Below are 21,104 nucleotides of genomic sequence, written 5' to 3'. Positions count from 1 at the left end.
TGGCGGTGGTCGCGGCTCGGGTCACCACAAGCGGCTCAGGGCTTGGCCACGTGCCATGCATTGTTGAGCATGCCGTCGCCGGTGGTGTCGCCGGGCTTGCCGTCCTTGGACCAGTAGTAGAGCGGGCGCCCCTTGTAGGCCCATTGGGTGGCGCCGTCGTCGCGCTGGACCACGCTCCAGTCGCCGGCGGGTGCGGCGCCCGACGTTGCCATCAGCGGCGGCCAGTTGGTCGCGCAGCCGCCGTTGCATGCGCTCTTGCCGGAGCCGGCGATGTCGCGGTCGAACACGTACAGCGTCATCTGGTTGGGGCCCACCAGCATGCCGTTCATCGGGGTGGCGGGGGCGTCGGCAGCGGCGGCCGAAAAGGCGGCGAGCGCGGTCGATGCGAGGATGGCGAGGGTGGCATGGCGGATCATGAGCAGGCTCCTGGATGTTGGAGGTTGACGAGGTCGCGTCCGCGGCGCCGCGCTGCGCACGCCGGCCTGGGTTCAGGTGGGCGCGCCGGTGCAAAGTGCCAAGGACATGGGCGTGAACAGCCGCGGCAGCGGTTTTATTCCATGGCCGTCCGGTGTCGGCCGCAAGCGCCGGCCCGCGGGCGCGGCACAATCGCCGGCTTTCAGACTGCCGTGCCCGTGACCTCTGCCCCAGCGATCGAAATGCCCGACGTCGCCATTCTCGGCGCCGGTCCCGCCGGCCTGATGGCGGCGGATGTGCTGTCGCGCGCCGGGGTGGCGGTGGATGTCTTTGACGCCATGCCCTCGGCCGGGCGCAAGTTCCTGCTGGCCGGGCGCGGGGGGCTGAACCTGACGCATTCGGAACACCTCGATGCGTTCATCGGGCGCTTTCGGCAGGGCGATGGCGATGCGGGCGCGGCCGATGCGGTGGCCGGTTGGCTGCGCGAATTCGGGCCGGATGCGGTGCGCGAGTGGGCGGCGGGGCTGGGGGTGCAGACCTTCGTGGGCACGTCGGGGCGGGTGTTTCCGACCGAGATGAAGGCGGCGCCGCTGCTGCGCGCCTGGCTGCATCGCTTGCGCAACCCGCAGGCGCCGGGCGCCGCACCGGTGCGCTTTCATATGCGGCACCGCTGGGTGGGGTGGGCGGCGCCGAATACTTCCGATTCGATAGCTGCTGACGCTTGTCCAGAAAGCGCTGGGGGCACTTTTTGCCTTGAAACGTCGGTCGGCACTGTGACCGTGCGCCCGCGCGCGGCCGTGCTGGCGCTGGGTGGTGCCAGCTGGCCACGCCTGGGCTCGGACGGCGCCTGGACGCCCTGGCTGGCGCAGGCGGGGGCCGCGGTGGCGCCTTTGCTGCCGGCCAACTGCGGCTTTGACGTGGCGCCGCGCGGCGGGCCGGTGGGCGCGACCGACGTCAGCGCGCCGGCGGCGGGTGATGGTGTGGGCTGGTCGCCCTATCTGGCACAGCGCTTTGCCGGCCAGCCGCTGAAGAATGTGGTGCTGCGCTTTGCCGACAGCCTGGGCCGGTGCTTCGAGCGGCGCGGCGAGTTCGTGCTGACAGCTACCGGCATCGAGGGCAGCCTGGTCTATGCCGCCAGCCACCTGCTGCGCGATGAGATCGCGCGCCATGGCAGCGCGACGCTGCACCTCAACCTGCAACCCGATCGCTCGCCCGCGCAGGTGCTGGCCGCGGTGGCGCACCCGCGCGGCAGCCGCAGCCTGTCCTCGCACCTCAAGAGCCGGCTGGGCCTGGGCCGTGTGCATCTGGCGCTGCTGCACGAGCGGCTGTCGCCAGAGCAACTCAAGAGCCCGCAGGCCGTGGCGCAGGCCATCGGCGCGCTGCCCATCACCCTGCGCGCGCCGCGCCCGGTGGCCGAGGCCATCAGCACGGCCGGCGGCGTGCGGCTGGATGCGTTGACGGACGACTTGGAGCTGCGCGGCTTGCCCGGCGTGTTCTGCGCCGGCGAGATGCTGGACTGGGAGGCGCCCACCGGCGGCTATCTGCTGACGGCCAGCCTGGCCAGCGGCGTGTGCGCGGCGCGCGGGGTGCTGCGGCGTCTGGGCTCGGCCCCGGCCTGAGAGCGGGCTCACCAGGTGCGCACGCGCCCGGTGTCGATGTGCACGAAGTTCTCGCGCGGATAAAAGCCCACGCCGCCCAGCTTGAGCTCGATGGCCGCGTCGCGCAAATCGGCCAGGGCCACACCGGGCAGGCGCACGTCGATCGCCTTGCCGTCCATGTGCAGGCTGTGCTTGGCCACGCCGCCGCCGCGCGTGGTGCGCAGGGTTTCGTTGGTGTGCGCGCTGCGGTAGCCGGAGATGACGTCAAACGGCTGCTCGGTGCCCAGCACGCGCCGCACCTGGTGCAGCACGTTGAACAGCTCGGGGTCGATCACGCCGACGTCGCCGCTGTAGTGGTCGCGCAGGAAGTGGTTCAGGCTGGTCAGCGCCGGCGCCACGAACTGCGCGCCGCGCGCGTACACCAGGGCGATGTGCTCGCTGGTGTGCAGGTGGTTGAACGACAGCGCACGCACGTCGGACGGCGCGGCCGGTGCTGTCGTCAGCGCGCGCGCGGCCCCCGGCAGCAGCACCGCCGCGGCAGCCACTTGGGCGGCGCCCAGGCTGCGACCGAGAAACAGGCGACGATGCGGATTCTTCATGGCGTGCTCAATGCGATGGGGAAAAGGGCCGACCGGCGGGCGTGCAGGCTCATTGTGCAGCTATCAGGAACGGAGCGCCAGCGGAAAAATGCAACAGCGCGGGGCTGCTCTGCGCCTGCGGCGCCTGGCCCCGCGTGCGGCCTGCCGCCAGCGCCCGGGCCAGGCGCTCGTCCAGCCCGTACAGATCGGGCACGAAGCCCACGCGCCCATCGGGCAGCGCGATGGCGGTGCGGTAGACGATCAGCACCGGCACGCCCTCGGTCAGCGTCGCGGTGGTCGGGCGCGCCTGGCGCATGGCCTGCTGGATGCGCGCCTCGGTCCATTGCGGCTGGTCGTGCAGCAGCCAGTGCGCCAGCGACACCGGCTGCTCCACGCGGACGCAACCGTGGCTGAAGTCGCGCCGGGGGCGCCCGAACAGGGCCGGCGTCGGGGTGTCGTGCAGGTAGATCGCCTGGTTGTTGGGCAGGATGAATTTCACGTTGCCCAGCGCGTTGCGCGGCCCCGGCCGCTGGCGGATGCGCAGGCGCCCGGCCAGCACGGCGTCCAGCGCCTCGGGCGTCACCGCGGTGCTGGCGCCGTCCGACCCGACGAATTCCATGCCCTGCGCGGCCAGGTAGCCCGGGTTGGCGCGCAGCTTGGGCACGGTTTCCTTGCGCGCGATGGAAGCCGGGATGTTCCAGTACGGGCTGAATTCGATCCAGCGCATGTCCTCGTCGAACTGCGGCGTGCGCGTGTCCAGCGCCTTGCCGACGATGACGTGCATTTGCAGATCCTGGCGCACGGCCGGCGTGGCGCTGGCGGACATGGCAGCGTCCTGCGAGAAGGCGCGCAGCTCGAACTCGGGGATGTTGACGGTGATGAAGCGCGGGGCCGCGGGCAGCGGCGTCAGGCGCAGGCGCTCCAGCGCCAGCGCGATCTGGCGTGCGCGGGCGGCGGGCGCGACGTTCAGCGCATCGACCGTGGCCTTGCCCAGCACGCCGTCGTCGGCCAGGCCATGCCGCGCCTGGAAGGCTTTGACCGCGGCTTGCAGCGCAGCGTCGTAGTCCTGCGGCGCGGGCGTGCCTTTGGGCAGATCGCCCAGCGCGCTCAGGCGCTCGGCCAGGGTCGGCACGCCGGCCCAGCGCTGACCGGGGCCGAGCTTGCCCCCCGGCAGCGGCGGCAGTGCCTGCTGCCAGGCCGGGTCGTCGCCCAGCGCCCGGTAGCGGGCCAGTGCGTCGCGCAAGGCTGCGTACTGCGGCCAGGGCGGCGTGGCCGCGCGCCGGGCCTCGTCGGGCGTGCCGCGGGCAACGGCCTCGCGCAGCTGCAGCGGCAGGTCGGTGGGCGCTGCGGTGGCGCTGTCGTAGTGGGCGTTGAGCTGGCGGGTGGCGTCCACCCGGCCGTAGCGCAGTTGCTGCAGGTAGCGGGTGGCGGCGTCGGTGAGGGCGGTGTCCAGCCGCGCGACCTCATCGGCGCTCGGGGCCTGCGCCTGCGCCGCCGCGACGGCGCGGGCCAGGTCGGCGGCGCCGTAGTCGGCCGGCTGAAGGCCGTCGCGTTCGGCGTGGGTCAGCCAGTCGACAACCGTGTGCGCTGCGGCGAGCGGCCGGCCGGAGCCGTCCAGCCAAAGCGCGTCGGCCCAGGCCGGCGGCGTTGGCCCCAGCCAGACACCGCTGGCGCAAACGAGGGGGAGGGCGCGGCGCGCCGCCACGCGGAAGACGGACATCGTGCGGGAGTGCTGCTGAATCGGGGGCGGTCGTTGGCACCGCGGGTGGCGGGGTGTCATGCACCATGATAGCGGCGGCGCGTTTGGCCTCGCGCTACACGCGGTCGGAGCGCCCCAGATGGTTCTCCAGCCGGCGCAGGCCCACGGCCAGGCCGAAGGTCATCAGCCAGTAGATCAGGGCGATGAACAGGTACGGCTCCCAATAGCGGCCGTAGGCCCCGGCCACGGTGCGCGCGGCGTAGGCCAGCTCGGCCAGGCCGATGGCGGACACGAGCGAGGTGTCCTTCAGCAGCGAGATCATGTTGTTGCCCAGCGGCGGCAGCATGCGCCGAAAGGCCTGCGGGATGACGATGTAGCGCAGCATTTGCCCGTGCGTCATGCCCAGCGACAGCGCGGCTTGCTGCTGACCGCGCGCGATCGACTGGATGCCGGCGCGAAACACCTCCGAGATGTAGGCCGCCGAGTTGAGCGTGAGCGCCACCACGCCCGAGATCAGCGCGCCGTGGTCCTGCTTGAGCGTTCGCGCCAGCTCGCCACTGATCAGCAGCCCGTTGACGGGGTGGATGAACAGCGGCATCACCGCAAAGTGCATCAGCAGAATCTGCACGAACAGCGGCGTGCCGCGAAAGAAGCTGACGTACACCGTGGAGGGCCAGCGCAGCGCGTATTTGAAGATGCCCTTCCAGGGCTGGTGGCGCGCGTCGGCCAGGCGCGCCAGCGCCAGCAGCAGGCCCAGGAAGATGCCCATGGCGATGCAGGCAATCGTCATGCCTACCGTCACCAGCGCGCCGGACCAGAACAGCTGCTTGTACTCGACCAGGATGTCGGGGCGGAACCACCCGAACCAGGTCACGGGCTTGGCGTCATCCATCGCTTGCTCCGGGCAAAAAATGCAAAGGCCGCGGGGCGGCCTTGAGAGGAGAGGGACAGGGCGAGCTTACTGCGCCACGTAGTCGGTCTTGAACCACTTCTTGTAGATGGTGTTGTACGTGCCGTCGGCGCGGATCGCGGCCAGGCCCGCGTTGATCCGGTCAAGCAGCGCCTTGTCGCCCTTGCGCACCACGATGCCGAAGTGCTCCTTGGGGAAGTTGGGGTCTTCCACGGTCTTGAGGTTGGGGTCGAGCGAGGCGCGGTAGGCGATCACGCCGTTGTCGCCGATGGCCGCGTCCACGCCGCCACCCGACAGCTCGGACATGATCAGCGGCGTGCTCTCGAAACGGCGGATGTTGGCGCTGGTCTTGCCCTGCACCCGGCTGATGACGTCGTCGCCGGTGGAGCCGCTGACCACGGCCACCTTCTTGTCCTTGAGGTCCTGCAGCGACTTGACGGTGCTGGACTTGGGCACGGCGATCAGCTGCCGCGCGTCGAAATAGGGCGCCGAAAAATCGAAGCTCTGCTTGCGCTTGTCGTTGATGGTGACGCCCGAAATGACGAAGTCCACGTCACCGTTGTTGAGCGAGGCGAAGATGCTGGTGAACGGCGTGTTCACGATGCGCAGCTTCATCTTCTCCTTCTGGGCGATGGCGTTGACGATGTCGATGTCGAAGCCGACGATCTGCTTGTCCTTGTTCTCGAAGGCAAACGGCGTGTAGGTGGCGCTGGAGGCCACCACGTATTCGCGGTCCTTGCTTTGCGCCGCGGCGGGCAGCGCGGCCAGCACGCCCGTGGCGAGCAGGGCGGACAGGAGGAGGCGGCGTGTTTGCATGGTGGCGGCGCTCAGGCGGTGACGGGGCTGGGATTGTAAAAGCGCGCGCCCCTTTTGGCGGGGCGGGCGCCGGCGGGTCATTTCAAGACGTCGCCGGTGCATAGGTATTTCATCTCCAGATATTCGGCGATGCCGTGCGTGGAGCCCTCGCGCCCCAGGCCCGACTGCTTGACGCCGCCGAAGGGCACGTGCTCGCTGGAGATCAGGCCGGTGTTGATGCCCACGATGCCGTATTCCAGCGCTTCGCTCACGCGGGTGATGCGGCCGATGTCGCGCGCGTAGAAGTAGCTGGCCAGGCCGAAGATGGTGGCGTTGGCGGCGTCGATGGCGTCCTGCTCGGTCTTGAAGCGGAACACCGGCGCCAGCGGGCCGAAGGTCTCCTCGCGCGCCACCAGCATCTGCGCGGTGGCGCCGGAGATCACGGTGGGCTCGAAGAACTGGCCCTTGAGCCGGCTGCCGCCCGTCACCAGCTTGCCGCCTTTCTTGACGGCGTCCTTGACGTGCTTCTCGACCTTGCTCAGGGCGGCGGGCTCGATCAGCGGGCCCACCGTCACGCCCTCGTCAAAACCGTTGCCCACCTTCATGGCCTTGACCTTGGCGGCCAGCTTCTTGACGAACGCGTCATACACGCCGTCTTGCACATACAGGCGGTTGGCGCACACGCAGGTCTGGCCCGCGTTGCGGTACTTGCTGGCCAGCGCGCCTTCGACGGCCGAGTCCAGGTCGGCGTCGTCGAACACGATGAAGGGCGCGTTGCCGCCCAGCTCCAGCGACATTTTCTTGACCGTGGGCGCGCACTGCGCCGCCAGGATGCGGCCGACCTCGGTGGAGCCGGTGAAAGACAGGTGGCGCACGACATCACTCTCGCACAGTGCCTGGCCGATGGCCGGCGCGTCGGTGCCGGTGATGACGTTGATGACACCCGGCGCAAAGCCTGCGCGCTGCGCCAGCTCGGCCGCGGCCAGCGCTGTCAGCGGCGTCAGCTCGGCCGGCTTGATGACCACCGTGCAGCCGGCGGCCAGCGCCGGCGCCACCTTGCGCGTGATCATGGCCAGCGGAAAATTCCACGGCGTGATGGCGGCGCACACGCCGATGGGTTGCTGGATGACGGTGAGGCGCTTGTTGTTGTCGAAGGTGGGCAGGGTCTGGCCGTGCACGCGCTTGGCCTCTTCGGCAAACCACTCGACAAAGCTGGCGCCGTAGGCCACCTCGCCCTTGGCCTCGGCCAGGGGCTTGCCCTGCTCGGCCGTCATCAGGCGCGCCAGGTCGTCCTGGTTGTCCATCAGCAGCTCGAACCACTTCATCAACAGCGCGTGGCGCTGCTTGGCGGTCTGGTTGCGCCAGGCGGGCCAGGCGGCGTTGGCGGCGGTGATGGCGGCCTTGGTCTCCTTGGCGCCCAGGTCGGCCACATCGGCCAGCTTGCGGCCGGTGGCCGGGTCGTGCACGTCGAAGCGGCTGGCGCCCTTGACCCACTTGCCGTTGATCAGGCTGTCGGTCTTGAGCAGGCTGGGGTCATTGAGTGGGGCCAGGGGAGATGTGCGGGCGTCCATGAGGGGGCTCCATTTGGTCAGGGGTTGAGGCGATCGCGTTCAGCCGATGGTAGCGTTTCACTACACCACGGGTGTTGTGTCTCTTTGGCGACCGCCGCCCGGCCATGGTGCGCGGGCACAATGCCGGCATCCAGAAGGAGATGTCGCATGAAAGTTCGTGCCGCCGTATTGCGTGAAATGGGCCTGCCCGCGCCCTATGCCCAAAGCCGCCCGGTTCAGGTCACCGAGGTCGAGCTGGACCCGCCGGGCACCGGCGAGGTGCTGGTGCGGATCAAGGTGGCCGGGCTGTGCCATTCCGACCTGTCGGTCATCAGCGGCGACCGCCCGCGCGTGATGCCGCTGGCGCTGGGGCACGAGTCCTCGGGCGAGGTGGTGCAGGTCGGGCCGGGCGTGGACGACCTGAAGCCGGGCGATCACGTGGTCAGCGTGTTCGTGCCCAGCTGCGGCGGCTGCGCGCCCTGCATGGGCGGGCGCCCGGCGCTGTGCGAGCCCGGGGCGCGCGCCAACACCCAGGGCACGCTGCTGGGCGGCGCGCGGCGCCTGCACGCGGGCGGCGAGGCGCTGAATCATCACCTGGGCGTGTCCTGCTTTGCCGAGTACGCCGTGGTCTCGCGGCGCTCGTGCGTGAAGATCGAAGCCGAGCTGTCGCACCGCGAGGCCGCGCTGTTCGGCTGCGCGGTGCTGACGGGCGCGGGCGCCATCATCAACCGGGCGCGGGTCAAGCCCGGCGATACGGTGGCCATCGTCGGTCTGGGTGGCGTGGGCCTGAGCGGCCTGCTGGCGGCGGTGGCCGCCGGCGCGCGCCGCGTGGTCGCCGTCGAGCTGGACAGCGGCAAGCGCGAGCTGGCGCGCACGCTGGGCGCCACGCACCTGATCGACCCGCGCGAGATGAAGGGCGACGCCGATTTGCTGGCGGCCGCCGGCGGCGCGGTGGATGTGGGCTATGACGCAGCGGGCAGCGTGCCGGCCTTCGAGACGGCCTACAAGCTCACGCGTCGCGGCGGCCTGACGGTGACATCGGGCCTGCCGCACCCCAAGGCTGCGTTCTCGCTGCCGATCGCCCAACTGGTGGGCGAGGAGCGCGACGTGCTGGGCAGCTACCTGGGCTCGGGCGTGCCGGCCGCCGACATCGGGCGCTACGTCGACCTGTACAAGATGGGCAAGCTGCCGGTGGATCGCCTGCTGGGGCGCGCCTTCACGCTCGATCAGGTCAACGAAGGGTTCGACCACCTGGCCTCGGGATCGGGCCTGCGCGACTGTCTGGTGTTGGACTGATGCTCTGATTTTCAGAGCAATGGCGAGCCCAGCCGCGCCACCGCCTCGAAGAACTGCTGGTGCACCGGCGTGCGCCGATCGCGCGGCACGAGGCGACAGTGCGACAGGTCGGCTTCGAACAGGTCGGCCAGTTGCTGGTTGAGCGCGCGGTCGTACAGTACCGCGGCCACCTCGAAGTTCAGACGAAAGCTGCGGTTGTCGAAGTTGGCGCTGCCGACCATGCTGTAGAGCGAATCCATCAACAGCGTCTTGGGGTGGAACATGCGGCCGCGGTACTCGAACACCAGCACGCCGGCGTCTTGCAGCTCCTTGTAGTAGGAGCGCGCGGCAGCGGTGACGATGCGCGAGTCACTGCGTTCGGGCACGATCAGCTTGACCTGCACGCCGCGCAGCGCCGCGTTGGTCAGCGCGGTGATGGCCGGCTCGGTGGGCACGAAGTAGGGCGTGGACAGCCACACGCGTTCGTTGGCCAGGCTCAGGGCGTCGAGCATGGCGCGGTGGATGGCCTCGCCGTCGTTGTCCGGCCCCGAGGCCACGATCTGCACCGGCAACTGGCCCGGGGGCTCGCCCCGCGGCAGCATGTGGCCGTCGTGCGCGGGCTGGCGTCCGCTGGCGTAGTACCAGTCCTGCAAAAAGACGTATTGCAGCCAGCGCACCGCGCTGCCGCGCAGCAGCAGGTGCGTGTCGCGGTAGGCGTCCTGCGGGCGAACCTGCTCGTTCTCGTCGTCGGTGACGTTGATGCCCCCGACCAGGCCCACGCGCCCGTCGATCACCGCGATCTTGCGGTGCGTGCGCAGGTTGACCAGCGGGCGCAGAAGATCGATCCGCGCGCGATGAAAAACCGCCAGCTCGCCGCCGGCCTGCACCAGCGGATCGAGCACGTGCCGGTGCCGGCGCGACAGCAGGCGCCCGGAGCCGATCGCGTCCACCAGCAGTCGCACGGCGATGCCTTCGCGCGCGCGCGCCGCGAGCGCGTCCAGCACCGCGCCGCCGCTGTGGTCGGGCTCGAAGATGTAGTACTCGAGGTGGATGTGGTTGCGCGCGGCAGCGATCTCGCGCAACAGCGCCTGAAGCTTGGCGCCGCCACTGACCAGCAGTTCGATCCCGTACGCACTGCAGATCGGCAGCCCGCAGCTGGCCTCGATCAGCCGCGCGTGCTGCACCGCCCACAGCGGCGGCTCGGGCCGGTGCGCGCGCAGGGTCTGCAAGTCGCGCTGCGACATCAGCGACGCCTGCGTGTGCCAGCGCTTCAGGCGCTGGCGCGTGATGCGCTGCGGCCCGAAATAGGCGTACACCGGCAGGCCGATCACCGGCAGCAGGTTGACGACGATGATCCACGCCAGGGTGGACTGCGGCGCGCGCCGCTGCATCACGATCCAGGTGGTGACGATGACGCTGGAGACGCTCCAGGCCCAGCCCAGCCAGAAGGTCCAGGGGTGGCCGGCGACGGTGAGCGCGGACATGGGGGCTTCAGCGGGCCAGCAGCGCCCGCCAGTCGGCGGGCGCGAAGCCGACGGTGACGGCGGACGCGCCGACATCCCATTCGATCACCGGGCGGCGGATCGCGCTGGCGTGCGCCTGCAGCAGGGCGGCGGCGCTGGCGGCGTCGACCACGGCAGCCTGCGTGCCCGCATCCAGCTTGCGCCAGGTCGTGCCCTGGCGGTTCAGCAGCCGCTCCCAGCCGACGGCATCGATCCAGTGCCGCAGGTGATCGGGGGGCACCCCGGCCTTCCTGAAGTCGTGAAAGTGCACCGCCGCGCCATGCTCGAGCAGCCACGCGCGCGACTTCTTCACGGTGTCGCAGTTGGCAATGCCGTAGAGCGTGACGGATGGGGCAGTCATGGCCCGGGATGATGCCATGGCATCCTTGCTTGGCGCGACAATTGCGCCTTCCATGAAGACACTTGCCGACTGGCTCGCCTACTGCGAGCAATTGCACCCCACCGCCATCGAGTTGGGCCTCGATCGCGTCCGCACCGTGGCCCAACGCATGAAGCTGCGCTTTGACTGCCCCGTCCTCACCGTGGCGGGCACCAACGGCAAGGGCTCTACCTGCGCCATGCTCGAGGCCATCTTGCTGCAGGCGGGCTGGCGCACGGGGGTCTACACCTCGCCGCACCTGATTCACTTCGAGGAGCGCTGTCGCATCCGCGGCCAGTCCATCGACGCGGCCGAGCTGGTGGGCTGCCTGGAGCAGGTGGAGGCCGCGCGCGGCGACATCTCGCTGACCTATTTCGAGTTCACCACCCTGGCCATCCTGCAGGCGATGGCGCGCGCGGGGCTGGACGCGGTGATCCTCGAAGTCGGCCTGGGCGGGCGACTGGACGCGGTCAACATCATCGATACCGACTGTGCCATCATCACCAGCATCGACATCGACCATGCCGCGCTGCTGGGCGACACGCGCGAGAAGATCGGCTTCGAGAAGGCCGGCATCATGCGCGCCGGCCGGCCCGCCATCGTCAGCGACCCGGTGCCACCGCAAAGCGTGATTGACCACGCCAAGGCCATCGGCGCCGATCTGTGGCTGCTGGGGCGCGACTTCAACTACCAGGGCAACAACCCGCAGCAATGGGCCTGGGCCGGGCGCGGGCGCCGCTACAGCGGGCTGGCCTATCCCACGCTGCGCGGGGCCAACCAGCTCATCAACGCTTCGGGCGTGCTGGCCGCGCTGGACGCGCTGCGCGCGCGCCTGCCGGTGACGGCGCAGGCCGTGCGCAACGGCTTTGGCCTGATGGATTTGCCCGGGCGTTTTCAGGTGGTGTCCGGCCACCCGGTGGTGATCCTGGACGTGGCGCACAACCCGCACGCGGTAGCGGCGCTGGCGCAAAGCCTGGACGCCATGGGGTCTTTTCTGATGACGCACGGCGTCTTCGGCGCCATGGCCGACAAGGACATCGCGGCCATCCTGCGGCAGATGGACCCGATCATCGACCGCTGGTACTTCACCGACCTGCCCACGCCGCGCGCCGCCAAGGCGCAGGACTTGCAAGCCCTGTGGCGCTCCATCACGCAGCGCGCCGGCGCCGCGTCCGAGCTGTTCGGCTCGCCCATGCAGGCCTTCAACGCGGCGGCCGCGCGCGTGCAGCCCACTGATAGAATCGTTTGCTTTGGCTCGTTTTTCACCGTCGGCGGCGTGCTCGAGCAGGGTGTACCGCACCTCGACTCCGACGCGCCCTGGCAGCATGCCGACCGCTGACTGCTGACCCTGCACCATGGCATTTTTCAAGTTCCGCCAGAGCAACGCCAGCCCTGCCAAGACGTCCCCACGCACCGCCGAGGCGGCCGCCAATGCATCGACCGAGACGGTCGAGAGCCTGCGCCGGCGCGCGCGTCATCGCCTGATCGGCGCCGTCGTGCTGGTGCTGGTGGCGGTCATCGGCTTTCCGCTGCTGTTCGACACCCAGCCGCGGCCGGTGGCCATCAACGCCCCCATCACCATCCCCGATCGCGACAGCGCCGCGCCCCTGGCAGCGCCCAAGGCGCCCAAAGCGGCCGATGTCGCGGCCCCGGCCAGCCTGAGCGAGCGCGAGGAAGTGGTACCGCCCGCCGCGGCCAGGCCGGCCGGCGGCGACGCCGCCGCGCCCAAGCCGGCGCCCGCCAGCGCCGCGCGCACGCCAGACGTCACGCCGGCGCCCGCCCCCGCGCAACCGGCGCGCGACGACGACGCCAAGGCCAAGGCCGCGTCCGAGGATGAAGCCCGCGCCAAGGCCCGGCGCGACGAACAGGCCAAGGCCCAGCAAGAGGCCAAGGCCCAGGCTCAGAAAGAGGCCAAGGCCAAGGCGCAGCAGGAGGCCGACGCCAAGGCTCGGCGCGAGGCCGACGCCCGCAAGCAGCGCGAGGATGCCGCGCGCGCCCGCGCCGCCCTGGCCGGCGACACCCCTGCCGCCAAGCCCGCGGCATCGGCGGGCGGTGGCGATACGGGCCGCTTCATCGTGCAGATCGGCGCGTTTGCCGAGGCCGACAAGGCGCAGGAAGCCCGCCAGAAGGCCGAGCGCGCCGGCCTGAAGACCTACACCCAGGTGGTGGACACCAAGGACGGCAAGCGCACGCGTGTTCGGGTGGGGCCGTTCGCCAGCCGGGCCGAGGCCGAGAAAGCCGCCGACGCCCTCAAGAAAGCCGGATTGGCGGGCGGCATCTTCAGCCTTTGAGGGGCTGACACGTCGCGCTGGGCTGGCCATGCACCCGTTCGACTGGATTTGCCTGGGCATCGTGCTGGCCTCGCTGGTGCTGGGCGCCTGGCGCGGTTTGCTGTACGAGGCCCTGTCGCTGGGCGGCTGGGTGCTGGCGTACTTTGCCGCCCGCTGGGCCGCCGAGCCGCTGGGCCAAGCGCTGCCGATGGGCGATGCGTCCACCGTGTGGCGCGCCGCGGCGGGCTTCGTGCTGGTGTTCATCGCCGTGGCCTTTGCCGGCGGCATGCTGGCATGGGCCGTGCGCGGCGCCGCACGCTCGCTGGGCATGCGGCCGGTGGACCGCTTGCTGGGCGCGGTGTTCGGCGCTTTGCGCGGGGCCTTGCTGCTGCTGTTGCTGGCCGTCGCGCTCCACGTGGCGGGGCAGGGCAGTGAACCCTGGTGGCGCGAATCGGTCAGCGGCCCCTGGTTGAACCAGGCACTTGCGCAACTGCGGCCCATTTTGCCCGCCACCCTCGGGCAATATCTTTCGACGTGACAATCGGGCCACCGGGCTCGCTCAATTCAGGATCATTTCATCATGTGTGGCATCGTCGGCGTGGTCAGCAACGCGCTGGTCAATCAAACGCTTTATGACGCGTTGCTGCTGCTGCAGCACCGCGGCCAGGATGCCGCCGGCATCGTGACGCAGCAGAACGGCAAGTTCTTCATGCACAAAGCCAAGGGCATGGTGCGCGACGTGTTTCGCACCCGCAACATGCGCGGGCTGCCGGGCACCAGCGGCCTGGGCCAGGTGCGCTATCCGACTGCCGGCAACGCCGACAGCGAGGAAGAGGCGCAACCCTTCTACACCAACGCGCCCTTCGGCCTGGTGCTGGTGCACAACGGCAACCTGACCAATGCCCAGGCCTTGCGCCGCGAACTGCTGCAGGGCGATCATCGCCACATCAACACCGACAGCGATTCCGAGGTGCTGCTGGGCGTGCTGGCCCACGAGCTGGCGCAGGCCACGCGCGACGGCGCGCTGGGCCCCGAGCAGGCATTTGCCGCGGTGGCGGCGGTGCATCGGCGCCTGCGCGGCTCGTATGCCGTGATCGCGCACATCGCGGGCTGCGGCATGCTGGTGTTTCGCGACCCCTTCGGCATTCGCCCGCTGTGCTTCGGGCGTGCGGCGGATGGCGCCGTCATGGCGGCCAGCGAGTCGGTGGCACTGGAGGGCACCGGCCACGTGATGGAGCGCTGCGTGGCGCCCGGCGAGGCGCTGTTCGTCACGCTGGACGGCAAGGTGCATGCGCGGCAGTGCGCCGACCGGCCGGTGCTGTCGCCGTGCATCTTCGAGTTCGTCTATCTGGCGCGGCCCGACTCGGTGCTGGACGGCATCTCGGTCTATCAGGCGCGCCTGAACCTAGGCCAGACGCTGGCCAAGCGCGTGATCTCCACCGTGCCGCCCAGCGAGATCGACGTCGTCATCCCCATCCCCGAGTCCAGCCGCCCCAGTGCCAACGAGCTGGCGCGCGCGCTGGGCAAGCCCTACCGCGAGGGCTTCGTCAAGAACCGCTACGTGGGCCGCACCTTCATCATGCCCGGCCAGGCCGTGCGCAAGCGCTCGGTGCGGCAAAAACTGGGCCTGATCGCCAGCGAATTCGCCGGGCGCAACGTGCTGCTGGTCGATGACTCCATCGTGCGCGGCACCACCAGCCAGGAGATCGTGCAGATGGCGCGCGATGCCGGCGCGCGCAAGGTGTATCTGGCCAGCGCGGCGCCGCCGGTGCGCCACCCCAACGTCTACGGCATCGACATGCCCACGCGCGAGGAGCTGGTGGCCCACGGGCGCAGCGTCGACGAGGTGCGCCGCATCATCGGTGCCGATGCACTGATCTACCAGGACGTGGCGGCCATGAAGCAGGCCGTGTCCAGCGTCAACCCGCAGGTCACGCGCTTTGACGCGTCCTGCTTCGACGGCCAGTACGTCACGGGCGACATCACCGAAGACGACATCGCCCGCCTGCGCGCCGCCCGGCCGCAGCCCTCGACTGCGCCCGAGGACGTTGCCTGAAGAAAGCCCCGACCATGAGCCACGAACCGAACGAACGAGCCCTGCCCGAGGGCCTGCACCCCGACACCCTGGCCGTGCGCGTGTCCATCGCGCCCAGCCACTACGGCGAGCACTCCGAGGCGCTGTACCTCACCAGCTGCTTCATCCAGCCCGACGCCGAGACCTCGGCGCGCCGCTTTGCGATGCAGGAAGAGGGCTATACCTACACCCGCACGGCTAACCCCTCGGTCACCGCCTTCGAGCGCCGCCTGGCCGCGCTGGAAGGCGCCGAGGCCGCCATTGCCACCAGCACCGGCATGTCGGCCATCCTGCTGATGGCCCTGGGCCTGCTGAAAAGCGGCGACCACGTGATCTGCTCGCAGTCCATGTTCGGCTCCACCATCAAGCTGCTGGGCAGCGAGTTCGCGCGCTTTGGCGTGCAGACCTCGTTCGTATCGCAAACCGACGTGGGCCAGTGGCGCGCGGCCCTGCGCCCCAACACGCGCCTGCTGTTTGCCGAAACGCCCACCAACCCGCTGACCGAGGTGTGCGACATCGCCGCGCTGGCCGCCATCGCCAAGAAAGCCGGCGCGCTGCTGGCGGTGGACAACTGCTTTGCCACGCCCGCGCTGCAAAAGCCGCTGGCACTGGGGGCCGATCTCATCATCCATTCGGGTACCAAGTTTCTCGACGGCCAGGGCCGCGTCATGGCCGGCGCCATTTGCGGCTCGCGCAAGCTGATCGACGAGGTGTTTGCCCCGCTGATCCGCACCGCCGGCATGGTGCTCTCGCCCTTCAATGCCTGGGTGGTGCACAAGGGCATGGAAACGCTCAGCCTGCGCGTGGCCGCGCAAAGCGCCAACGCGCTGCAGATCGCCCGCTGGCTGGAGGCGCACCCCGCCGTCGAGCGCGTGTTCTACCCCGGCCTGCCTTCGCACCCGCAGCACCAGCTGGCCATGGCGCAGCAGGGCGGCGTGGGCGGCTCGGTGATTGCCTTCAGCGTCAAGGCCACCAGCCCCGAGCAGGGCCGCGCGCGCGCCTTTCACGTCATCGACAGCACGCGCGTGTGCTCCATCGCCACCAACCTGGGCGACGTGCGCACCCTCATCAGCCACCCGGCCAGCACCTCGCACGGGCGCTTGAGTGAAGCGCAGCGCCAGGCCGCCGGCGTGGGGCAGGGCCTGCTGCGCCTGTCGGTGGGGCTGGAGCACGTGCCCGACATCCTGCGCGACCTCTCGCACGGGCTGGATAGCTGCGGTCGCATCACCTGAACACTATCAATTGAATAGCTGCTCGCGCACACCAGGCGGGCGCCAGAGCACGAAAATGTCTCAAACTCACGATCCATCCACCGCCCGCGTGCGCACGCGCTTTGCGCCGTCGCCCACCGGCTTCATCCATCTGGGCAACATCCGTTCGGCGCTCTATCCGTGGGCGTTTGCGCGCTCGCAGGGCGGCGTGTTCATCCTGCGCATCGAAGACACCGACCTCGAGCGCTCCACGCAGGCCTCGGTGGACGTCATCCTGGAAGGCATGGCCTGGCTGGGGCTGGACCATGATGAAGGCCCCTACTACCAGATGCAGCGCATGGAGCGCTACAAGCAGGTGCTCGCGCAACTGCAGGCCGCCGGCCACGTCTACCCCTGCTACATGAGCGTGGCCGAGTTGGATGCGCTGCGCGAACGCCAGATGGCCGCCAAGCAAAAGCCGCGCTACGACGGCACCTGGCGCCCCGAGCCGGGCAAGACACTGCCGCCGATTCCCGAAGGCGTCAAGCCCGTGCTGCGCTTCAAGACGCCGCTCTCGGGCGTGGTCGGCTGGGACGACAAGTGCAAGGGCCGCATCGAATTTCAGAACAGCGAGCTGGACGACCTGGTCATTGCGCGGCCCGACGGCACGCCCACCTACAACTTCTGCGTCTGCGTGGACGACATGGACATGGGCATCACCCATGTCATCCGCGGCGACGACCACGTCAACAACACGCCGCGCCAGATCCACATCTTCGAGGCGCTGGGCGCCAGCGTGCCGGTGTTCGCCCACCTGCCCACCGTGCTCAACGAGCAGGGCGAGAAGATGAGCAAGCGCAATGGCGCCAAGGCCGTCACCCAGTATCGCGACGAGGGCTTTCTGCCCGACGCCATGGTCAACTACCTGGCGCGCCTGGGCTGGAGCCATGGCGACGACGAAATCTTCTCGCGTGCGCAGTTCCTGCAGTGGTTCAACCTTGATCACCTGGGCACCAGCGCCGGCCGCTTCGACGAAGCCAAGCTGCGCTGGGTCAACGCCCAGCACATCAAGATGCTGGGGGGCGCGGCGTTGGCACCCCTGGTGGCCGCGCAGTTGCACAAGCGCGGCGTCGAAGGTGACGATCGCCTGCCCGCGCTGTGCGACTTGTTCAAGGACCGCGTTGATACCACGGTGGCACTGGCCGACTGGCTGATGCCGTACTACACCGACGTGCAACCCAGCGCCGAGGACCTGGCCAAGCACCTCACCGACGCCGTCAGGCCGGCCATTGCCAGCCTGGCCGGGCGGCTGGAGGCCACGCCCTGGACGGCCTCCGACATCGCCGCCGCGCTCAAGCAAACCCTGGCCGAACACGGCCTGAAGATGCCGCAACTGGCCATGCCGGTGCGCGTGCTGGTCATGGGCACGCCGCAGACGCCATCGGTCGACGCGGTGCTGGCCCTGCATCAGCGCGAAAAAGTTTTGGCGCGCTTGAGAAGGCCGTGAAATCCAGCATATAATGCGAGGCTCGACACCCAAAAACGGGGGTATAGCTCAGCTGGGAGAGCGCTTGCATGGCATGCAAGAGGTCAGCGGTTCGATCCCGCTTACCTCCACCATCAAAGTGTCGAGAATCGGTCAGTTGTTCCAAGGTTTTGACCCTATCGTCTAGAGGCCTAGGACATCACCCTTTCACGGTGAGTACCGGGGTTCGAATCCCCGTAGGGTCGCCAAGTTTTGTCGCACTTGGGCTCGCTTTGAGCCGAACGCGACACCGACGCGGAGTGGTAGTTCAGTCGGTTAGAATACCGGCCTGTCACGCCGGGGGTCGCGGGTTCGAGTCCCGTCCACTCCGCCAAAGCTCAAGAAGGGCCTGATCCTTGATCAGGTCCTTTTTCTTTGCCTGGCCGCGCTGGTGCGGCCCACAACCACCCGCTGCTTCAGCCTGGAAACGGCAGTTGGATGCGCTTGCCAGTGCCGCTCTCGGCGTGCCAGGCAAGGCGCGACAACGCAGCGGGCTACTGCCCGCAAGGTGGAGCAACACCGCATGGCGCGTCGAGAGCGGTGCTGGCAAGTGCATAGCGCGCTCACCCCACAGGTGAACGTGGTCGGAGCTAAGTGAAGTCAAGCATGGCGTGGTGTCCAGGAAGATGACAAGCGGTCAACTGCCGTTTCCAGGTTCAGCGCAAGGCCGCCAGCGCGGCCTGCGCCACGCTGGCCGCATCCACGCCAAAGTGCCGGCGCAGCGCCGCGCGCGTGTCGCTGCGGCCAAAGCCGTCGGTGCCCAGCGTGACGTAGCGCCGGCCTGCGGGCATGAAGGCGCGCACGGCCTCGGGCACGGCGCGGACGTAGTCGGTGGCGGCAATCACCGGGCCCTGCGTGCGCTGCAGCACCTGGGCGATCCAGGGCGTGGCCTTGCCCCGACTGGCGCAGGCCTGGCCGTCGCGCTCCAGCTCGCTCCAGCTGGTGACGCTGATCACGTGCGCGGTGACGCCTTGCGCGGCCAGCTGCTCGGCGGCCCTGATCACCTCGGTCAGGATCGCGCCCGAGCCCAGCAGTGTGACCTGGCTTTCAGATGAAATCAGGCTCTCGCGCCCGTCCGACATGCGCAAGCAGCTATTGAACATATAGCATCCGCGCAGCACGCCCTGGTGCGCCTCCGCGGGCAGGTCGGGCTGGGCGTAGTTCTCGTTCATCAGCGTGATGTAGTAGAAGACATCGCGCTGCTCGATCAACATCTCGCGCATGCCGGCTTCGACGATGACGGCCAGTTCGCCGGCAAAGGCCGGGTCCCAGGCTTTGCAGTTGGGGATTTGCGCGGCCGCCAGGTGGCTGGCGCCGTCCTGGTGCTGCAGGCCCTCGCCGCCCAACGTGGTGCGCCCGCTGGTGGCGCCCAGCAGAAAGCCGCGTGCGCGCTGGTCGGCCGCGGCCCAGATGGCGTCACCCACCCGCTGAAAGCCGAACATCGAGTAGTAGATGAAAAACGGCAGCATGGCCAGGCCGTGCACGCTGTAGCTGGTGGCCGCCGCCGTCCAGCTGGCGATGGCGCCGGCCTCACTGATGCCTTCTTCCAGGATCTGGCCGTCGCGCGCCTCGCGGTACGACAGGATGGAGCCGATGTCCTCGGGCGCGTAGCGCTGGCCGACGTGGCTGTAGATGCCCACCTGCTTGAACAGGTTGGCCATGCCGAAGGTGCGCGCCTCGTCGGCCACGATGGGCACGATGCGCGGGCCCAGCGTGGCGTCCTTCAGCAGGTTGCCCAGCAGGCGCACGAAGGCCATGGTGGTGCTCATGGGCTTGCCGGCGGCCTGCAGCGCAAACTGGGCGTAGCCGGCCAGCGCCGGCACGGGCACGGTGTCGCACGTGGTCTGGCGCCGCGGCAGGTGGCCGCCCAGGGCCTGGCGGCGCGCCTGCAGGTACTGCATTTCGGCGCTGTCGGCTGCGGGCTTGATGAAGGCCAGGCCGGTGGCCTGCTCGTCGCTGAGCGGCAGCTTGAAGCGGTCGCGAAAGGCGATCAGCTCCGCATCGTCCAGCTTCTTCTGGCTGTGCGTGGTCATGCGGCCCTGGCCGGCCGCGCCCATGCCATAGCCCTTCTTGGTGTGCGCCAGGATCACGGTGGGCTGGCCCTTGTGCGCCGCCGCTGCGGCGTAGGCGGCGTGGATCTTCACCAGGTCGTGGCCGCCGCGCTTCAAGTGGTCGATCTGCTCGTCGGTCAGGCCCTGTACCAGCGCGGCCAGTTCGGGGTTCTGGCCGAAAAAGTGATCGCGGTTGAAGCGCCCGTCCTTGGCGGCAAAGGTCTGCATCTGGCCATCGACGGTGTCGCCCAGGGTGCGCACCAGGGCGCCCGTGACGTCGCGCGCAAACAGGCCGTCCCAGTCGCTGCCCCACAGCAGCTTGATCACGTTCCAGCCGCTGCCGGTGAACAGGCGCTCCAGCTCGCCCACGATGCTGCCGTTGCCGCGCACCGGGCCATCCAGCCGCTGCAGGTTGCAGTTGACCACCCACACCAGGTTGTCCAGCCCCTCGCGCGCGGCCAGCGTCAGCGCGCTGGTGCTCTCGGGCTCGTCCATCTCGCCATCGCCAAACACCCCCCAGACCTTTCGGCCCGCGCAATCGAGCAGCCCCCGGTCGGTGAGAAAGTGCATGAAGCGCGCGTGGTAGATGCTGCTGATGGGGCCAATGCCCATCGAGCCGGTGGGGAACTGCCAGAAGTCCGGCATCGACCACGGATGCGGGTAGCTGCACAGGCCGCGCGCGCCCTGCTCTGGGGCGGTGAGCTCCTGGCGAAAGTGCAGCAGGTCGGCCTCGCTCAGAAAGCCTTCGAGAAAGGCGCGGGCATACACGCCGGGAGCGCTGTGCGGCTGAAAGAACACCAGATCCCCTCGGTGCTGGGCCGCGCCCAGGCCTTCGCGCGCCCGAAAGAAATGGTTGAACCCCACCTCGAACAGGTCGGCCGCGCTGGCATAGCTGGCAATGTGCCCGCCCAGTTCGCCATAGGCTTTGTTGGCGCGCACCACCATGGCCAGCGCGTTCCAGCGCATCAGCGAGGCCAGGCGTTCCTCGACGGCCAAGTCGCCCGGAAACACCGGCTGCGCGGACGCCGCAATGGTGTTGACGTGGGGCGTGTTCAACTCGGGCCGCCAGCCCACCTGCTGCGCATGGGCGGCGCGCACCAGTTCATGAAGCATGAAGCGCGCACGCTCCGGGCCGTGGGCGGTCACCAGCGCGGCAAAGGCATCGCGCCATTCGGCGGTTTCCTGCGGGTCGATGTCCATGGGTGCTCCGGGTGTGGTGCTGGCGAAAGAGGGCAGGGGGGCGCTCATGCCAGGCACTGTATGCCGATGAACGAAAAACAGGCTGCTGATCTGC

General features: G+C 69.4%; 17 protein-coding genes and 3 tRNA genes. 11 read left to right on the top strand and 9 right to left on the bottom strand.

Annotation, left to right across the window (positions count from 1 at the left end; all coding sequences use genetic code 11):
* Positions 1–35: 35 nt before the first annotated feature.
* Positions 36–416 carry a hypothetical protein gene (locus U1F38_RS13410; RefSeq protein ID WP_409987572.1) on the bottom strand — a complete coding sequence of 127 codons (381 nt, stop codon included), beginning with the start codon at positions 414–416 and terminating at the stop codon, positions 36–38.
* Positions 417–656: 240 nt separating this feature from the next.
* Between U1F38_RS13410 and U1F38_RS13405 the strand changes: the two genes are divergently transcribed.
* Positions 657–2,033, top strand: a complete 1,377-nt coding sequence (locus U1F38_RS13405) for an NAD(P)/FAD-dependent oxidoreductase (protein ID WP_409987643.1) — start codon at positions 657–659, stop codon at positions 2,031–2,033.
* 8 nt (positions 2,034–2,041) lie between these two features.
* Here the strand turns inward: U1F38_RS13405 and U1F38_RS13400 are convergent, their stop codons facing one another.
* The 5 genes from U1F38_RS13400 to U1F38_RS13380 all read right to left on the bottom strand — a co-directional run bounded on the left by U1F38_RS13400 (position 2,042) and on the right by U1F38_RS13380 (position 7,565).
* Positions 2,042–2,611: a YcbK family protein gene (locus tag U1F38_RS13400; RefSeq protein ID WP_409987571.1), complete on the bottom strand. Its 570-nt coding sequence runs from the start codon at positions 2,609–2,611 to the stop codon at positions 2,042–2,044.
* A 49-nt stretch (positions 2,612–2,660) separates the two neighbouring features.
* Entirely contained in the window at positions 2,661–4,310 is a 1,650-nt protein-coding gene (locus U1F38_RS13395) for a murein L,D-transpeptidase (protein ID WP_409987570.1), read from the bottom strand.
* A 94-nt stretch (positions 4,311–4,404) separates the two neighbouring features.
* Entirely contained in the window at positions 4,405–5,181 is a 777-nt protein-coding gene (locus tag U1F38_RS13390; RefSeq protein ID WP_409987569.1) for an amino acid ABC transporter permease, read from the bottom strand.
* A 66-nt stretch (positions 5,182–5,247) separates the two neighbouring features.
* Positions 5,248–6,015, bottom strand: coding sequence for a basic amino acid ABC transporter substrate-binding protein (locus tag U1F38_RS13385; protein ID WP_409987568.1), 768 nt, complete (start codon positions 6,013–6,015; stop codon positions 5,248–5,250).
* A 77-nt stretch (positions 6,016–6,092) separates the two neighbouring features.
* Positions 6,093–7,565, bottom strand: a complete 1,473-nt coding sequence (locus U1F38_RS13380) for an NAD-dependent succinate-semialdehyde dehydrogenase (RefSeq protein ID WP_409987567.1) — start codon at positions 7,563–7,565, stop codon at positions 6,093–6,095.
* A gap of 147 nt (positions 7,566–7,712) precedes the next feature.
* Between U1F38_RS13380 and U1F38_RS13375 the strand changes: the two genes are divergently transcribed.
* A complete protein-coding gene (locus tag U1F38_RS13375) occupies positions 7,713–8,840 on the top strand; it encodes an alcohol dehydrogenase catalytic domain-containing protein (protein WP_409987566.1) in 1,128 nt (375 codons plus the stop codon).
* A gap of 11 nt (positions 8,841–8,851) precedes the next feature.
* Here U1F38_RS13375 and cls read toward each other — a convergent pair whose 3' ends face one another.
* Together cls and U1F38_RS13365 are read right to left on the bottom strand one after the other, a co-directional pair.
* On the bottom strand, positions 8,852–10,303 hold the full coding sequence (gene cls, locus U1F38_RS13370) for a cardiolipin synthase (RefSeq protein WP_409987565.1): 1,452 nt from the start codon (positions 10,301–10,303) through the stop codon (positions 8,852–8,854).
* 7 nt (positions 10,304–10,310) lie between these two features.
* On the bottom strand, positions 10,311–10,682 hold the full coding sequence (locus U1F38_RS13365; protein WP_409987564.1) for a Spx/MgsR family RNA polymerase-binding regulatory protein: 372 nt from the start codon (positions 10,680–10,682) through the stop codon (positions 10,311–10,313).
* Positions 10,683–10,734: 52 nt separating this feature from the next.
* Here U1F38_RS13365 and folC point away from each other — a divergent pair, with 52 nt between their 5' ends.
* The 9 genes from folC to U1F38_RS13320 all read left to right on the top strand — a co-directional run bounded on the left by folC (position 10,735) and on the right by U1F38_RS13320 (position 18,093).
* Positions 10,735–12,039 (top strand): bifunctional tetrahydrofolate synthase/dihydrofolate synthase, encoded by a 1,305-nt coding sequence (gene folC / locus U1F38_RS13360; protein WP_409987563.1) that lies wholly within the window; start codon positions 10,735–10,737, stop codon positions 12,037–12,039.
* Positions 12,040–12,055: 16 nt separating this feature from the next.
* Positions 12,056–12,991, top strand: coding sequence for an SPOR domain-containing protein (locus U1F38_RS13355; protein ID WP_409987562.1), 936 nt, complete (start codon positions 12,056–12,058; stop codon positions 12,989–12,991).
* Between the two features lie 28 nt (positions 12,992–13,019).
* Entirely contained in the window at positions 13,020–13,508 is a 489-nt protein-coding gene (locus U1F38_RS13350; protein WP_409987561.1) for a CvpA family protein, read from the top strand.
* 42 nt (positions 13,509–13,550) lie between these two features.
* A complete protein-coding gene (purF, locus tag U1F38_RS13345; protein ID WP_409987560.1) occupies positions 13,551–15,026 on the top strand; it encodes an amidophosphoribosyltransferase in 1,476 nt (491 codons plus the stop codon).
* A 14-nt stretch (positions 15,027–15,040) separates the two neighbouring features.
* A complete protein-coding gene (locus tag U1F38_RS13340) occupies positions 15,041–16,276 on the top strand; it encodes an O-succinylhomoserine sulfhydrylase (protein WP_409987559.1) in 1,236 nt (411 codons plus the stop codon).
* A 55-nt stretch (positions 16,277–16,331) separates the two neighbouring features.
* Complete coding sequence (gene gltX, locus U1F38_RS13335; protein ID WP_409987558.1) at positions 16,332–17,741, top strand: glutamate--tRNA ligase; 1,410 nt, start codon at positions 16,332–16,334, stop codon at positions 17,739–17,741.
* Between the two features lie 37 nt (positions 17,742–17,778).
* A tRNA-Ala gene (locus tag U1F38_RS13330) sits at positions 17,779–17,854 on the top strand.
* Positions 17,855–17,892: 38 nt separating this feature from the next.
* Positions 17,893–17,968, top strand: a tRNA-Glu gene (locus U1F38_RS13325).
* Positions 17,969–18,016: 48 nt separating this feature from the next.
* Positions 18,017–18,093: transfer RNA gene (locus tag U1F38_RS13320), tRNA-Asp, on the top strand.
* Positions 18,094–18,415: 322 nt separating this feature from the next.
* Here the strand turns inward: U1F38_RS13320 and mdeB are convergent.
* On the bottom strand, positions 18,416–21,058 hold the full coding sequence (gene mdeB, locus U1F38_RS13315) for an alpha-ketoglutarate dehydrogenase (protein ID WP_409987557.1): 2,643 nt from the start codon (positions 21,056–21,058) through the stop codon (positions 18,416–18,418).
* Positions 21,059–21,104: the final 46 nt, after the last annotated feature.

This window comes from Ottowia sp., from assembly GCF_046348305.1.
Taxonomy (GTDB): Bacteria; Pseudomonadota; Gammaproteobacteria; order Burkholderiales; family Burkholderiaceae_C; genus Ottowia.
This window is presented reverse-complemented; position numbering and strand designations above follow the sequence as displayed.